15 protein-coding genes are annotated in these 13,653 nt (G+C 61.8%); 5 read left to right on the forward strand and 10 right to left on the reverse strand.

The window, feature by feature from the left end; genetic code table 11:
* Nucleotides 1–80 precede the first annotated feature (80 nt).
* Together DHV10_RS15255 and DHV10_RS15260 are read right to left on the reverse strand one after the other, a co-directional pair.
* A complete protein-coding gene (locus DHV10_RS15255; RefSeq protein WP_109487259.1) occupies nucleotides 81–1,262 on the reverse strand; it encodes a BaiN/RdsA family NAD(P)/FAD-dependent oxidoreductase in 1,182 nt (393 codons plus the stop codon).
* 179 nt (nucleotides 1,263–1,441) lie between these two features.
* Nucleotides 1,442–2,050, reverse strand: coding sequence for a hypothetical protein (locus tag DHV10_RS15260; RefSeq protein ID WP_109487260.1), 609 nt, complete (start codon nucleotides 2,048–2,050; stop codon nucleotides 1,442–1,444).
* 109 nt (nucleotides 2,051–2,159) lie between these two features.
* On the opposite strand from DHV10_RS15260, the gene DHV10_RS15265 reads away from it, so the two are divergent.
* Together DHV10_RS15265 and DHV10_RS15270 are read left to right on the forward strand one after the other, a co-directional pair.
* Complete coding sequence (locus DHV10_RS15265) at nucleotides 2,160–3,500, forward strand: hypothetical protein (protein WP_109487261.1); 1,341 nt, start codon at nucleotides 2,160–2,162, stop codon at nucleotides 3,498–3,500.
* 176 nt (nucleotides 3,501–3,676) lie between these two features.
* Nucleotides 3,677–4,927, forward strand: coding sequence for an MFS transporter (locus DHV10_RS15270; protein WP_109487723.1), 1,251 nt, complete (start codon nucleotides 3,677–3,679; stop codon nucleotides 4,925–4,927).
* Here DHV10_RS15270 and DHV10_RS15275 read toward each other — a convergent pair.
* Nucleotides 4,885–6,465, reverse strand: a complete 1,581-nt coding sequence (locus tag DHV10_RS15275) for a CCA tRNA nucleotidyltransferase (RefSeq protein ID WP_239461764.1) — start codon at nucleotides 6,463–6,465, stop codon at nucleotides 4,885–4,887. The genes DHV10_RS15270 and DHV10_RS15275 overlap by 43 nt on opposite strands.
* Nucleotides 6,466–6,548: 83 nt before the next feature.
* On the opposite strand from DHV10_RS15275, the gene DHV10_RS15285 reads away from it, so the two are divergent.
* Entirely contained in the window at nucleotides 6,549–7,868 is a 1,320-nt protein-coding gene (locus tag DHV10_RS15285; RefSeq protein WP_109487262.1) for a tRNA (adenosine(37)-N6)-threonylcarbamoyltransferase complex transferase subunit TsaD, read from the forward strand.
* 129 nt (nucleotides 7,869–7,997) lie between these two features.
* Here the strand turns inward: DHV10_RS15285 and DHV10_RS15290 are convergent, their stop codons facing one another.
* A complete protein-coding gene (locus DHV10_RS15290; RefSeq protein WP_109487725.1) occupies nucleotides 7,998–8,231 on the reverse strand; it encodes a twin-arginine translocase TatA/TatE family subunit in 234 nt (77 codons plus the stop codon).
* Between the two features lie 193 nt (nucleotides 8,232–8,424).
* Nucleotides 8,425–8,862, reverse strand: a complete 438-nt coding sequence (locus DHV10_RS15295; protein ID WP_109487263.1) for a hypothetical protein — start codon at nucleotides 8,860–8,862, stop codon at nucleotides 8,425–8,427.
* A gap of 117 nt (nucleotides 8,863–8,979) precedes the next feature.
* Between DHV10_RS15295 and DHV10_RS15300 the strand changes: the two genes are divergently transcribed.
* The gene (locus DHV10_RS15300) at nucleotides 8,980–9,480 is read left to right on the forward strand and encodes a thioredoxin family protein (RefSeq protein WP_109487264.1); all 501 of its coding nucleotides are present in this window, start codon (nucleotides 8,980–8,982) and stop codon (nucleotides 9,478–9,480) included.
* Between the two features lie 9 nt (nucleotides 9,481–9,489).
* Here DHV10_RS15300 and DHV10_RS15305 read toward each other — a convergent pair whose 3' ends face one another.
* Together DHV10_RS15305 and DHV10_RS15310 are read right to left on the reverse strand one after the other, a co-directional pair.
* The gene (locus tag DHV10_RS15305; RefSeq protein ID WP_109487265.1) at nucleotides 9,490–9,882 is read right to left on the reverse strand and encodes a hypothetical protein; all 393 of its coding nucleotides are present in this window, start codon (nucleotides 9,880–9,882) and stop codon (nucleotides 9,490–9,492) included.
* Nucleotides 9,883–10,049: 167 nt separating this feature from the next.
* Nucleotides 10,050–10,811 carry a PIG-L deacetylase family protein gene (locus DHV10_RS15310; protein ID WP_109487266.1) on the reverse strand — a complete coding sequence of 254 codons (762 nt, stop codon included), beginning with the start codon at nucleotides 10,809–10,811 and terminating at the stop codon, nucleotides 10,050–10,052.
* A gap of 251 nt (nucleotides 10,812–11,062) precedes the next feature.
* Between DHV10_RS15310 and DHV10_RS15315 the strand changes: the two genes are divergently transcribed.
* Nucleotides 11,063–11,245, forward strand: a complete 183-nt coding sequence (locus DHV10_RS15315) for a hypothetical protein (RefSeq protein ID WP_109487267.1) — start codon at nucleotides 11,063–11,065, stop codon at nucleotides 11,243–11,245.
* A 60-nt stretch (nucleotides 11,246–11,305) separates the two neighbouring features.
* Here the strand turns inward: DHV10_RS15315 and DHV10_RS15320 are convergent, their stop codons facing one another.
* From DHV10_RS15320 to DHV10_RS27215, 3 genes are all read right to left on the reverse strand, one after another.
* Nucleotides 11,306–12,163 (reverse strand): aldo/keto reductase, encoded by an 858-nt coding sequence (locus DHV10_RS15320; protein ID WP_109487268.1) that lies wholly within the window; start codon nucleotides 12,161–12,163, stop codon nucleotides 11,306–11,308.
* Between the two features lie 191 nt (nucleotides 12,164–12,354).
* Nucleotides 12,355–12,969 carry a hypothetical protein gene (locus DHV10_RS15325; RefSeq protein WP_109487269.1) on the reverse strand — a complete coding sequence of 205 codons (615 nt, stop codon included), beginning with the start codon at nucleotides 12,967–12,969 and terminating at the stop codon, nucleotides 12,355–12,357.
* A 201-nt stretch (nucleotides 12,970–13,170) separates the two neighbouring features.
* The gene (locus DHV10_RS27215; protein ID WP_162601571.1) at nucleotides 13,171–13,599 is read right to left on the reverse strand and encodes a hypothetical protein; all 429 of its coding nucleotides are present in this window, start codon (nucleotides 13,597–13,599) and stop codon (nucleotides 13,171–13,173) included.
* Nucleotides 13,600–13,653: the final 54 nt, after the last annotated feature.

Here is a 13,653-nt window from a genome sequence, read left to right on the forward strand (position 1 = left end):
ATTCTGAGCGTGTTTGCCACCTTGAATATAGATGTGTGAGCGAGGGAAAAGACGCGGAACCGTGGAACGTGCCTGGTGCGTCAGAGAGCGCGGGCGGCGGCAACGGCGGAGGCCCAGGCCCATTGGAAGTTGAAGCCACCGAGGTGGCCGGTGACGTCGACGGCTTCTCCGATGAAGAAGAGGCCGGGGATTGTGCGAGCTTCCATGGTGCGGGAGCTGAGGCCGGCTGTGTCGATGCCGCCCGCGGTGACTTCAGCCTTTTCGAAGCCCTCTGTGCCGGTGGGGTGAAAGCGCCAATGGTGCAGGCTGCGCTCGGCTGATTCGAGGGCAGGGTTGGTCCAGCGCTGGGGAGCGGCGACGTCGGCGAGGTGAGCAGCGAGGCGATGCGGCAGGGCTGACTGCAGAGCCGAACGGAAGGCGGTGTTGTCACGGCGAGCGCCTGTTTTAAGCAAAGGGCTGAGGAGGCTCGAGATTGCGGGAGCGAAGTCGATTTCGACTGGCTCGTCGTGGCGCAAGTAAGAAGAGGCCTGGAGGATTGCCGGGCCGCTCAGGCCGCGATGCGTGAAGAGGAGTTTCTCGCGAAAGGCGGGGCCGCGCGGTGCTTGTGCGGTCACGTCAGCGGAGACGCCGGTGAGTTCGGTCCAGCTTTTTTCCACGCCGCTGAGGAGAAGGGGAACGAGAGCGGGCCGGGGCTCGATGATTTGGAGGCCGAACTGACGGGCGAGATCGTATGTGAGGCCGGTTGCGCCCATTTTGGGGATGGAGAGGCCGCCGGTTGCGACGACCAGCGCAGCAGATTTGAACTCGCCCGCGCTTGAGCGGATGTGGAACTCGCCGGTCGTGTGCTCGACGGAGATGTCGCGCGCGTTGAGTTGGATGTCGACATGGCCGCGGTCGCACTCGGCGAGGAGCATGTCGAGGATCTGACGGGAGGAGTTGTCGCAGAAGAGCTGGCCCAGTGTCTTCTCGTGCCATTGAATTCGGTAGCGCTCGACAAGTTCGAGGAAGTGCCGGGGCTGGTAGAGAGCGAGGGCTGATTTCGCGAAGTGCGGGTTGGAGGAGATGAAGTTCTCGGGGGTGGTGTGGATGTTGGTGAAGTTGCACCGACCGCCGCCGGAGATGAGGATCTTGCGGCCCGGCTGCGGATTGTGTTCGAGGACGAGGACGCCTTTGCTGCGCTGGCCGGCGACTGAGGCGCACATGAGCCCGGCGGCACCTGCGCCGAGGATGATGATGTCGAACTGGCGCGGTGCGGCGGACACTTCTCCATTGTCGTCGAAGGTGTGGCTGCGAGTGTGCGTGAGAGGCAGATTCGGCGCAGGAATTATCTCAGGGGCTAATGCCCGGGACTCTTTAGCGGCTCAAGCAGCACGACTAAACGTCGTGCCCTTTCACTGAGCAGCTTCGACGAAGTTCTCACCAAGATATCGAGCGAAGCGGCTCACCGAGCGGCCTTCATCTTCTGGTCGATTTCGTTTACGCGGTCTACGGCTTCGGTCAGGTCGAGCTGGTAGTTCGAACGGACGAAAGCGACTGCATCGATCTTGCGCCCCTGCTGCAGGAGTGCGCGGATGGAGGCTTCATCATCGGGGCCGGGAGATTCGGTCTTGTCCATGTGGAGGAATTCGAGAATCTGCTTGCGAAGCTTCTCATAATAAGCGGATCTGCCTCCGTACCCGTCGGACATCGGGACCGGGTCGCCTGTCGTGAGGATCGTGAGTCTGCAGTGGGGTACGTTGCTGCTGCCGGCCATCTCCTCCACGGTGATGCCGCGCATTTCGCTGAACGGCAAGGTTCCGCTGGCCAGCCTGAACGCGCGTCGCCGAACCCATTGCACCTGCTGGCCGGCGAGATCGAAGGTGACGGTCTCTCGCCGCCATGTCAGGAATGCGAAGAGCGAAAAGAATCCGGCGGCAGCCCACCAGTTTCGCATGTTGTGAGCGAGTCCCAGATAGACGAAGAAACAGACAATGCAGAGGTAGACGACGGAGAGCCAGACGCTGCTGTCGACTACTACCAACTCCTGGTTTGTCTTGCGGGCAACGTGCATGGGCTTCAATATGGCATGAAAGCCCGCGAAACTCAGCAATTCTCTCGGGCGCGGGGATTCCGGGAGTCACCGGAACTGCTGCCGCTGCGATTGCGTAGTTCTCGACAGCATGGAGCGGTGCTTCAACTCGGCGTGGGTTCAATCTCGGATAGCGGACGCGGTTGGGGAGTGGGGCGCGTGTGCGGGAGCAAGCGGTGGGGGCGGCCCGCGATTCTCTTCCGAAGAGCAGCGGAAGAGAGAAGCGGCTTACGATGAGGCGCTCGATCGGGTGGAGCGAGAGGCGAAGTCTGCCGGGCGCGGAGGGAAATCACGAGCCGAGGCGCAGGGGCGCGTGAGGGAGGTTTTTCCCAGGTTCGCGACGGTTGCGCTTGGTCTCGAAGATGAAGCGGTGCAGATGCTAACGGACCGGTTCATTCCGCTCGGGACGCAATTTGCGCAATGGGCTACGCGCTTCGATCCAGCACTGGCGATGGCGGATGTGGTGCAGTCGTGCCGGAATGCGTGGACGGTGTGCGGGATTCAGCCGCTGGTTGGGGATTGCATGCAGATGACTCCGGCGATCATCGGCTACAGCCTGCTCTATCCGTATAGCGACAACTACCTTGATGACCGGAGGATTGCGAAGGAGCGGAAGCTGGAGTTCAGCGCGCGATTTCGAAACAGGCTGTGCGGGTTAGAGATTGCACCGCGAGACCGGCACGAAGCTGCCGTTTGGGCCATGGTGAGGCTGATTGAGGGGCAATATCCACGGTGGCAGTTTCAGCGCGTGTATGAGAGCTTGCTGGCGATTCACCAGGCGCAGGAGGACAGCATGGCTCAGCAGAGACGCGGCGGTTTGCTCACGCAGGCCGAGGTTCTGCGGTTGAGCTGCGCGAAGGGTGGGACGTCGGTGCTGGCGGATGCCTGTCTGTGTCACGGATATCTTTCGGATGATGAAGCCAGCTTTGCGTTCAACTGGGGAGTGCTGCTGCAACTCGGCGACGATCTGCAGGATGTCGAGGAAGATTTAAAGCAGCGGTCGGCGACGTTGTTTACGCGGGCAGTGGAGTCCGGGATGCCGCTGGATGGGGTGGTTCGGCAGCTGCTGGCGTTCAGTGAGCGTGTAGCAGATCAGGCAGACGCGCTGCCGCATGGGGATGCGGCGCTGAAGAATCTGTTGAGAATGAGCTGGCGGTCACTGATTGTGATGGCTGTGGCGCGAGCGCGCGATTACTTCACGCGCGGATTTCTAGATGAGGTGGAGATGCAGTCGCCATTCCGGTTTGGTTTTCTGCGTGCACGGAGCAAGCGGCTGTCGGGACGGCGAGGGTTGTATCGAGTTCTCTTCGAATCATTCCTGGAGAGCGCTGATGTTGATTTGAGCGATCTGCCGGCGCCGGAGAGCTGGATGGGCACTCCCGCGGATGTCCGATTGAATAGAGTGCGAAGGCTCGCGGCTTCGATTGGCTAAATCATCAGCGGAGCCTACGCAAAGCCACTTATTCGTCTTGTCCTTCGAAGCCGGGGGATATTGCACCCGCGTGAAAATTCAGCGTGAGACCGGAGCTTCGGCGTGTGCGCCAGCGCGCCTGCAAGCATCGAACTGGATTCGTACTCTGCTGTGCCACTAGCTTCCGCTGCTCTGAGGTGGTCTTGGCCGAATCAGTTCAACCGGGCAATCGGACGCTGCGCGCACTCGAGTGGCTGAATTTCTTCGTGGCCGATGTGCAGACCGGGCTTGGGCCATTTCTGGCGGCCTATCTTGCGGCGAGCGGGTGGAATCCGGCGCGAGTCGGGTACGCGCTGACTTTTGGCGGACTGGTGACGGTCGCGCTGCAGACCCCGGCCGGGGCGGTGGTGGATGCGGCGCGGCGCAAACGGCTTCTGGTCGGAGTGAGCGTCGCAGTGCTGGCTGTGGGAGCCATGTTGCTGCTGGCGCCGCTCCGCACATTTACGGTGTATGTCGCGCAATTTCTGATTGGCGGATCCGCACCGTTCCTGGCACCGAGCCTGGCGGCGATCACACTTGGGCTGGTCGGCACAGCGGCATTCGACAAGCAGTTCGGACGTAACCAGGCGTTCAACGCAGCGGGGAACGTCGTAACGGCGCTGCTGGTGGCTTACGTCAGCTACAAGTTCGGGTATAGAGCCATCTTTGTCGTGCCGATTGCGCTTTCGGCTCCAGCTGTTTTTTCTGTTCTGGCCATCGATGGTAAGGAGATCGATTACGAGAGGGCTCGGGGCTCATCGGGCGACGCGGCGACAGCGCACACGGAGGGGATCGGGGGCCTGTTCAGGGACAAGGTGCTGCTGTTGTTTCTGGTGTGCGCATTTCTGTTTCATCTTGCGAATGCGGCCATGCTACCTGAGCTGGGGGAGATGCTGGCAAAGGGCAATCCGAAGGCCGCTGCTCCGTTCATGTCGGCGTGCGTGATCGTGACGCAGCTGGTCATTACGGTCTCTGCGACATGGCTTGGGAAACGTGCGCAGACGAGAGGACGCAAGCCGCTGCTGCTGGTTGGCTTCGGTGTGCTGCCCATTCGCGGAGTGCTGTACACGCTGGCGAGAGCCGCACCTGCGCTGATCGGAATTCAGGTTCTAGATGGAGTAGCGAATGCGATCTTCGGGATTGTTTCGATTTTGGTGATCAAGGACCGAACCGAAGGCACGGGGCGTTTCAACCTGGCGTCCGGAGCTTTGGCAACGATGGTGGGGATCGGTGCAGCGCTGAGCACCACTCTCGGAGGCGTGTTGGTACAGAGGTTTGGGTATTCGGCGTCGTTTCTGGGATTGGCGGGAGTTGCAGTGATGGCGGTTGGGCTGCTGTGGGTTGGTGTGCCGGAGACGGGTTGCGCTCAGGCCGGGCCGAATCTTTCGCGGACGAGCGACATGGCCTGATCGGGCGTGGAGATCGCACCTTCGAGTTGGGCGTCTTCGACTGTTTGCAGAATTTGTTTGAATGCAGGGCCGGGCTGATAGCCGGCGGCGATCAGTTCGCGGCCGGTAAGGAGGGGTGCGGGGCGGACTTCCTGCTCGGGGAGAGTTTCGTAGCGCTCGCGCATGAAGTTGTAGATGTCGAGGTTGCGATGGGCAGCCATGCAGTCCATGCGATGCAGCGCAAGGTGTTCGGGAAAGTTGTTGAGGCGGAAGAAGCGCTTGAGGGTTGAGGCTTTCATGCGCGGTGCGTCGGCGAATCGCATGTGGTTGTCGACGAGGGCGAGAATCTGGTGCGTTTCGTCGTTGGAGAAGCGAAAGCGGCGGCAGATGTCAGCGCCGATGGCGACGCCGACCTCGACGTGGCCGTCGAAGCGGATGCGGTCGGGAGCTTCGCGGTACGTGGGAGGCTTGCCGACATCGTGGAGGAGCGCGCCCCAGGCGAGTGTCATGGGACAGCCGGGTTCGAGCTGTTCAAGCAGCATGAGGGTGTGTACAAAGACGTCGCCCTCAGGGTGGTACTGCGGCGGCTGCTGGACGCCTTTCATTCTGGAGATCTCGGGAAGTACCTGCACGAGAAGATCGGTTTCGTCGAGGAGCTCGAAGGCGCGGCGTGCATGGCCTTCGGTGAGCATCTTGCTCAGTTCTTCGCGGATCCGTTCGCGGCTGACAGCGTGAATGCGGGCGGCGAGTTTGCGCATGGCCGCGAGGGTGGCGGGTTCGATGTTGAAGCCAAAGCGCGCGGCAAAGCGGACAGCGCGCAGGAGACGGAGCTGGTCCTCTTCGAAGCGTTTTTCGGGGTGGCCGATGGCGCGGATGATGCGGGCGTCGAGGTCGTCGAGGCCGCCGACGTAGTCGAGCACGGCGGAGCGGAGTTTTGCACGGGCTAAAGCCCGCGCAACCATTTCGGCTGAAACGGCACGACTGAAGTCGTGCCCTGACGCTTCTTGCATCTTGCGTGACGGTTCCTGGTCCTGGCCGCACGCTTGCTGCTTCTGCTCTGGTGCTTCCTGGTTCTGGGCTGATGCTTCTTGGTTCTGGAATGACGCTTCCTGGTTCTGGTGTAACGATTGTTTGCCGGATGTGAGTGGAAGCGGATCGAGGAGGAGGCCGTTGATGGTGAAGTCGCGGCGCTGGACGTCTTCGGCGGCGGTTTTGGTATAGCGGACCTCGTCGGGATGACGGCCATCGGAGTAGACGCCGTCGTTGCGGAAGGTGGCGACTTCGGTGACGCATCGGGCAGCGACATTGCCATCGTCACAGTCTGCGCCGATGTCTGAGGCTACGAGGACAACGCCGAAGTGGGCGCCGACGGCGAAGGTGCGCGGAAACATATTGAGGACGACGTCGGGGGTGGCGGAGGTGGCGACGTCGTAGTCCTGCGGTTCGCGGCCGAGGAGAAGATCGCGAACGCAGCCGCCGGCGAGATAGGCTTCATGGCCCTTGGAGCGCAGAGTGCGGATGATCTCGACAGCGGCTTCGAATTGGGGCGATGACGGCATTGCGCTTTGCGTTCGCTCAGTTCGAGGATAGTCCGGCGGGATGGGTTGGCAGGGGCAGCTGTTGCGCCTTTTAGACTTGAGATATGGGGCCAGGGCTCATTCTCGGCATTGAATCGTCTTGCGACGAGACGGCTGCGGCCGTGGTGGAGCGCGGGGCAAAGACGTTGTCGTCGGTGGTGGCTTCGCAGATCGCAACGCACCTGCGGTATGGAGGGGTGGTTCCGGAGTTGGCAAGCCGGGAGCATCTGCGAGCGATCGTGCCCGTGGTGCGGGCGGCGCTGGCGGAGGCGGGAGTTGGTCTGGGGGATCTCGATGCGATTGCGGTGACTTCGGGTCCGGGGCTGGCGGGAGCGCTGCTGGTGGGGATTACGTATGCGAAGGCGCTGGCGTTTGCGCAGGGGTTGCCGTTGATCGCGGTGAATCATCTCGAGGGGCATATCCACGCGGTGTTGCTGCAGGAGAGGGAGAGTTCCCCGGTCCCCAAAAGCGAGGGAGCCTTCGGCGAGCTCAGGGCAGGCTTGAGGGCACCCGGCTTGGAGGCACCCCACGAATCCCACGTCTCAGAATCAAGACGTGGGGCACCCACGGCTGATCCGGATGACAGCGGGGTGGAGAGGGCGCTGGCGCTGGTGGTGTCGGGAGGGCATACGCACCTTTATCTCGCGGAGCCCAGGGATGGAACCTGGCGCTATTCGCTGATGGGGCGGACGCTGGATGATGCGGCGGGCGAAGCGTATGACAAGGTGGCCAAGCTGCTGGGATTGGGGTATCCGGGCGGGCCGTGGATTGATGCGCTGGCGGGGTTTGGGGATCCGAAGGCGGTGCCGTTCACATTTGCACAGATCAAGACGAAGGCGCATCTGGGCGGGAAGGCTCCGCGGACGAAGGGAGCGAAGACTGCGCCGATTGCGGAACTCGATCCGCACTTTCTGTTTTCGTTTTCCGGCATCAAGACGGCGGTGCTGCGGTACGTGGAGTTGCATGGGCTCAGGGGGGAAGCTGCGGCTCGGGTTCCTCGCATGCTGGAGGTCGGGAAGCCTCCGAAGACGAAAGAGGAGGCGCTGGAATTGCGCCCCCAGGGGACGCTGGATTTGATCGCCAGCTTTCAGCATGCCGTGATCGGAGACCTGCTGCGAAAGACGTTCGCGGCTGCGGATGCGGTGGATGCTGAGCGAATTCTGGTGACCGGGGGAGTGGCTGCGAACCGGGAGTTGCGGGAGCGTTTCATTGCGGAGGCGGGGCGGAGGGGCGTGCGGGTGGCGTTTCCGACGCTGGCGCTCTCGACGGACAATGCGGCGATGATCGCGGCGGCAGCGTGGCCGCGGTTTGTGGCTGGGGAGTTTGCGGGTGCGGAACTGACGGCGGAGCCGGGAATGGTGCTTGGGAGACAGGGGACCAGGTAACAGGGGGACAAGGGGACGAGGGGCTAGCGATTAGTGAGTAGCAAGTCGTGGAGTCAGTGGACCAATACAAAGGCCTGTGCGGGTGGCACAGGCCTGGTACGCCGGTTGGCGTAGAGGTGGTGGCGGAGGTTACGCCTGGCGAGGTGGCTCGGTGTTGCTGGCCGGAGGAGCCGGGGGCTGAGCCTGCGTGTTCTGCTGGGTAGTGGTTGGCGGAGGCTCGGTCACGCCTTTGATGCCTTCTCGGAAGCCCCGTAGTCCTTCGCCGAGGCCCTTGCCGAGCTCGGGCAGCCGTCTGGCGCCGAAGAGCAGAAAAGCAACGACCGCGAGGATGATCAGGTGAGTTGGCTGTAGTAAATCGCCCATTTGGGATCCTTCCGCGCGCAGGAGTGCGGCGCGCTCATCAAGCTCCATTGTCGCACAAAGCGAGAATGCCGGTGTGATTGATCGCACTCCGGGGGTGAGGAAGGTTTCCGTGCGGTGAAAGGGTGCGCCGGAAGGCCGGTGTGCCAGCAGATCCTTCCTGAACCAGGGGTGTAAGGGGCTCTGCTCGCAGACTTTAGTTGACCTGAGCCGGGTTTCCGAGTCGTTCGGTCACCATGTTGTAGAAGGTGCGTAGGTCCTCTTCTTCGCCATTCGTGAGGCGGCGGTAGACCTTCATGAGCGGGAAGAGGCGGGAGCCGCGGATCTCGACGGCGGGCACGGCGACCTGTCCGCCGGGATACTGGGTCATCTCCCACATGCCGGCATAGCGGGAGCGGATGACCTCTCCCAGATAGCTGCCCCAGAGGCGGGACTCGAAGTCGAGGTCGATGTCGACCGTCTCGCTGACGAGAACGACGACCTCATCGAGGACGTTGATTGAATCGGCGGAGTAGTCCAGGGTCTGGCGGTACTCGCCCTTTGCCGTGTCGACGGCGGCGTGCGCGTAGCCCTCCATCATGGCTGCGAGGGTGGGGAAGGCGTGAGACTCGAGCTTCTGACGAAGCTTATTCATATCTCATAAAGACTAACTCTTCGCGGATGGGGTAGCGCGCGACGAATTGTAACGGGCTCCCGGGTTCGCGCATCCTTATGACAGACTTTATTCAGCGCGCTGGAGGGATGACTGCTCATGAAAACGCCGAAGCTGTTGAGCTTGACCGCAGGGTTGTTGCTGGTGATTGTGGGCACGGCGGTGGCCGGCACGCGCGACATCTATCCTGACCCGGCTCAGGCCAAGACGGATCTTGCAAATGCGCTGAAGCAGGCTGCGGCGACACACAAGCGCGTTCTGATCGACTTTGGCGGTAATTGGTGCGGCGACTGCCAGGTGCTCGACATTTATTTCCATAATCCTGAGAACCGGCCGATTCTGGACGCGAACTACGTGCTGGTGCACATCAACATCGGGCACATGGATGAGAACGTCGACATCGCAGAGCGCTATGGCGTTCCGTTGAACAAGGGCGTTCCCGCGCTCGCGGTTCTGAGCGATAAAGGCAAGCTGCTCTACAGCCAGAAGAGCGGGGAGTTTGAAGCGATGCGGCGGATGCAGGCCAACTCGGTTACGAGCTTCCTGGTGCAGTGGAAGCCGACGCGTCCGGGATGCAGCGTAACGATGGTGACCTGCTGAGGACCGGGCCTAGGGGAGGACGGCGGGGTGTTTGACGGGCGTGCGCGTCGCGGCTGGTTCGGCTTGTTTCGAGTCGAGAAGACTCTCAAGCCTGGGCAGCCATACTGACGGGCCGCTGAGAATGGGAACGCAGAGATCGAAGGCGTTCTTGTAGGCCGATCCTGACCGGGCTTCAAAGAGGACGAGTGGTCCGTGGAAGTAGGACCGGGCGGCCGCGATTGCCTCGGGCGGAACACTGACGATGTCCTCGACCATGAGTACAGCGTCGGGCTTAGAGCCCTTCATGAGGCGGTCGCGAAGTTCGCTGATGGATTCGCAGACCTGCACGGTGAACCCGGCGAGCCGCAGCACCGCCCAGCGATGGCAAGCGTCATAGCCGAAAGTCAGGATCTTGCGAGACATCGCGCCCTCATCAAAGCAGAGTTGAAGACCTGGGTATGAGGGGATAGTAAAGCGGAATTCGCTGTGCATTGCAAGCGATTTCGCCTGTGGAGCCTCTCATCGATAAGTGCGGAGCATGATGAATCGATTTATCGAATTTCGAGAAACGGGAATTCCGCTGGATGGAGTCAATGGGAGTCGATGAAAGCTTTGAAGGCTGCCGCGACTTCGTCTCCGGTCATCTTCCACTGCCAGGACTCATAGTTCAGCTCGTCCTGATGAGGGCGGCGCGCGTAGTCGTACTGGGGCATGGGGCGGAAGGTTTCGTCGACGCCGGCGATGCTGTCGAAGTTACCCTGCGACGCATAGGCCCGGAGAGCGCGGCGTTTGCGGTCGACTTCGCCGGGTGTGGGATGGAGCGTGATGGCAGGGTGTGCGGGTGCCAGAAAGGTCTGCCATTTTCGCTCGACTTTCTTGAATAGAGGCTCGATGGGCATCTCCCATGAGGGAAGATGCTGCTCACGTGCGATCACGGACGTGATGAAGCTGCAACTGTCGTGGTCTGGGTGGCCACCTTCGTAGGCAATGGTGAGCAGCACGTCGGGGCGGATGCGGGCGACGACATCGGAGACGGCGGGAACGGCTTCGGGCAGGTTCTGGAACAGCTGCTGATCGATGATCGGTTGGCCAGAGCGGGTTTTCAGGAACTCCACGTTGCTGACTCCGACCTCCTTAAGAGCCGCTCGAGCTTCTTTCTCTCGAAGCTGACTATAGGCTTCGCGCGAGCCGTACGGTTTCCAGAAGTAGGGATCGAGAGGACCGCCGTCAGTACAGAAGAGCACGTGCGGTTCGCGCATGCGCTGCATGAGCGCGGCGCAGGCGACGGCTTCGTCGTCGGGGTGGGCGACAATCACGAGGGTGCGTCCGAGAAGGGGAGCAAGAGGGTCCATGCGTGTGTTGTGATGCGGGTGCGAGAAAGCGGGAGCTTGCTTCAGAGTGAAATAAAGCTGGCGTCGAAAAGGTGCGCTCAGGAAGAGTTGGCTGTTCGGGGAGCAGCACAGATTAAGATTTCGTCACTTTTCCACCCGTCTCCGGCTGTGTCCGTAGATCAGCAAGCATCCAAAGTGCAGTGGTATCTGCGGATGTTCGCCGGAGCGGTCGCTCGCAGACCCAACACTGTATTGGGGTCAGGGGGATCCGCATGGCCAGTTTTCATGAGAAGGTGGAGCGGCTGAAGACTGCGATTTCAAAGGCAGAGATGTTCGTGAACCAGGGCGGAGACCCGCAAGGGCCCGAAGCCGGAGGAGTCCGCGCGGAAGTGGTGGATGCGTGGGACGAGTTTGCGAAGGAATTCATTGACGCATCTGTGCAAGCCGACGCCTGATGAACGCGGGTTGACTGAGGGCCACGTCGATAGAGCACGGTAAATCCGCTGCTAAGAGAGTCAGGCCGCGGCGACGCGCTTGATGAGGTCGGACTGTTCGGTGTCGTTTTCTGCGCCGATCGTGAAGGCGTCCAGCACGCCGGTGCCTAGAGCGAAGCGAATTGCTTCGTCCTGACGCTTGCGCATGGCGCCCTGTCCGAGAATTTTCATCCCAATAATGCCCTTTCCTTGCGAGCGCATCTGCTTGATAACGCTGATGACGGTTTGCGGGTCGGCGTCCATGTGCGCGCCGACGGGATTGAGGCGGACGAGATCGACGTCGACCCAGGGCGAGGCTGCCGCGGCGCGGAGCGCTTCGATGCTATGGCAGGAGACGCCGTGCGCCTTGATGATGCCCTTCTGCTTGGCTTCAGAAAAGACGTCCATCACGCCGCGATAGCGAGTGGTCCAGTCGCCTTCAGTGACGCAGTGCACGAGCAGGATGTCGATGTAGTCGGTCTTGAGCTCACGGCGGTAGCGGTCGATGTCGGCCTTGGCCTGCTTGGGGTCGCGTTCGTCGCACTTGGTCATCAAGACGACCTTGTCACGCGGGAGCTTGGAGATGGCTTCGCCGACTTCAGGGTGCGAGCCGTAGGAGTCGGCGGTGTCGAACAGCGTGAGGCCGCGATCGTAGCCGGTGCGCAGGAGACGCGTGAGTCCGCCGGTGCGGGTCTGATTGGAGGAGCCTCCGAAACCGACGGTGCCGGTGCCCATGGCGAGACGGCTGGTGCGAATGCCGGTTTTGCCGAGGACGACGGTGTCGGTGGCCTCTGCGCGGTGTGGCGTGTCGATGACGAGCAGGTCGGCGATGGCGCGCGGCGTGAGACAGGATGCGCCGAGTCCGGCTGCGGCGGTGGAGAGGAATTTGCGGCGATTCATGCGACCTCCGGGGTTGGCGGTGACGTATCCCAGGTCTCCAACAACGGGAGACCTAGGGCAGCCAGGTGGGGAGATTCTACGCCGAAGCTGAGTGGCTGACTACGGATTGTGACGGAGAAAGGAAATGCCCGGCGTAGGAGCGCCGGGCATCGTTTCTTGTGTTCCTGTTTTCGATCGGAATTGAGCGGAAGCTATTGCCGGTCGTATCCGCCCATGAGGTGATTGATGCCGACCCGGTAGCCGCGACGGAACCCTTCGCGGTAGGCTTCGCGCTGCTCTGCGGGCAGGTGAGGGTGGCGGTACTCTTCACGATTGTCGACATCGGGGCGGCGGTGATTCTCGTAGTCCCGGCGCGCGCCTTCGATACCGTCGTGAAAGCCCTGACGGCGCAGGGCATCGAACTCATCGGGCACAGCGTCCCAGGGGCGCATGACTGGAGCCGGCGCCATGGGACCGCTCATGAAGTGCGCGATGCCGCGCTCGTATCCGCGCCGGAAGGCTTCGCGGTAGGCGCGGCGCATGGGGGGAGGAACGTCGTCGGGATGCCGGTACTCATCGCGGTTTTCGACATTGGGCTGGCGGTGATTCTCAGCGTCACGGCGAGCTCCCTCAATGCCGTCGCGAAAGCCGCGGCGCTGGATGTCGTTCCATGCGTTGTCGGGGCGATTCCAATCATCGCGATCGCGATACTGTGAGGAGCCGGGAGCGAGAGGCGATGGCGATGCGGCGCGAAGGTGAGGAATAGAGAGCACTATGAGTGCGGCGCAGGCGCCAAGAGATGCGATGCGGAGCCAGTTGAGATTCATCGAGCAAATCTCCTTTTCAAATCGAGTTGGTGCTCCTGCGATCCGGAGAACTCAGCAGGAATGCTAAATCGCGGATGGTGAATGCGCCAGCGCAATGCGCTGCCACGGGCATCGATGTGGATTACTTCGGAGTTTTGCGGGAAGGCAAAAGAATGCCCGACCTGTGCGGCCGGGCATTCGGGTTTGCATCAGGATGGAGTGTTAGAAGTGTGGCTGATCGTCGTCGCGGCGGCGGTCGTCACGGTCACGGTCGCGATCGCGGTCTCCACCGTTGCGCATGTGATCCATGGCGCGGCGGTAGCCTTCCTTAAATCCTTCGCGGAAGTCGCGCTTGGCTTCGTCGCCGCGGACAGGAGGATGCTTGTACATCTGGTGGTCGTCGGCGTCAGCACGACGGCGGTCCATGTAGTCGTGGCGGGCAGCTTCCATACCTTCATGGAAGCCCTGGCGCTGGGCGTCACGATAGTCGTCGGGGTAGCGTTGCCAGTCGCCGCGATCCTGGTCCTGATACTGAGGCTGGCTGTACTGCGGGTTGGCGGGGTACTGTTCCTGAGCGGCGGCCTTGATGGTGAGTGGGGCGGCCATACAGAGAGCAAGAGCGGGGACTGAGAACCACTTTATGTTTTTCATAAGATAAGGAACCTCCACGGGAGCGAGCTCCACGTATAACGCATTCAGATGGGG

Origin of the sequence: Occallatibacter savannae (assembly GCF_003131205.1) — a bacterium.
GTDB lineage: Bacteria > Acidobacteriota > Terriglobia > Terriglobales > Acidobacteriaceae > Telmatobacter > Telmatobacter savannae.

What these genes read in the sequence shown, in the direction of transcription:
- DHV10_RS15260 (WP_109487260.1), bottom strand. Translation starts at nt 2,050, where the DNA reads ATGCACGTTGCCCGCAAGACAAACCAGGAGTTGGTAGTAGTCGACAGC.
- DHV10_RS27215 (WP_162601571.1), bottom strand. Translation starts at nt 13,599, where the DNA reads ATGAAAAACATAAAGTGGTTCTCAGTCCCCGCTCTTGCTCTCTGTATG.
- DHV10_RS15310 (WP_109487266.1), bottom strand. Translation starts at nt 10,811, where the DNA reads ATGGACCCTCTTGCTCCCCTTCTCGGACGCACCCTCGTGATTGTCGCC.
- DHV10_RS15325 (WP_109487269.1), bottom strand. Translation starts at nt 12,969, where the DNA reads ATGAATCTCAACTGGCTCCGCATCGCATCTCTTGGCGCCTGCGCCGCA.
- DHV10_RS15275 (WP_239461764.1), bottom strand. Translation starts at nt 6,465, where the DNA reads ATGCCGTCATCGCCCCAATTCGAAGCCGCTGTCGAGATCATCCGCACT.
- DHV10_RS15295 (WP_109487263.1), bottom strand. Translation starts at nt 8,862, where the DNA reads ATGAATAAGCTTCGTCAGAAGCTCGAGTCTCACGCCTTCCCCACCCTC.
- DHV10_RS15315 (WP_109487267.1), top strand. Translation starts at nt 11,063, where the DNA reads ATGGCCAGTTTTCATGAGAAGGTGGAGCGGCTGAAGACTGCGATTTCA.
- DHV10_RS15290 (WP_109487725.1), bottom strand. Translation starts at nt 8,231, where the DNA reads ATGGGCGATTTACTACAGCCAACTCACCTGATCATCCTCGCGGTCGTT.
- DHV10_RS15285 (WP_109487262.1), top strand. Translation starts at nt 6,549, where the DNA reads ATGGGGCCAGGGCTCATTCTCGGCATTGAATCGTCTTGCGACGAGACG.
- DHV10_RS15305 (WP_109487265.1), bottom strand. Translation starts at nt 9,882, where the DNA reads ATGTCTCGCAAGATCCTGACTTTCGGCTATGACGCTTGCCATCGCTGG.
- DHV10_RS15300 (WP_109487264.1), top strand. Translation starts at nt 8,980, where the DNA reads ATGAAAACGCCGAAGCTGTTGAGCTTGACCGCAGGGTTGTTGCTGGTG.
- DHV10_RS15320 (WP_109487268.1), bottom strand. Translation starts at nt 12,163, where the DNA reads ATGAATCGCCGCAAATTCCTCTCCACCGCCGCAGCCGGACTCGGCGCA.
- DHV10_RS15265 (WP_109487261.1), top strand. Translation starts at nt 2,160, where the DNA reads ATGGAGCGGTGCTTCAACTCGGCGTGGGTTCAATCTCGGATAGCGGAC.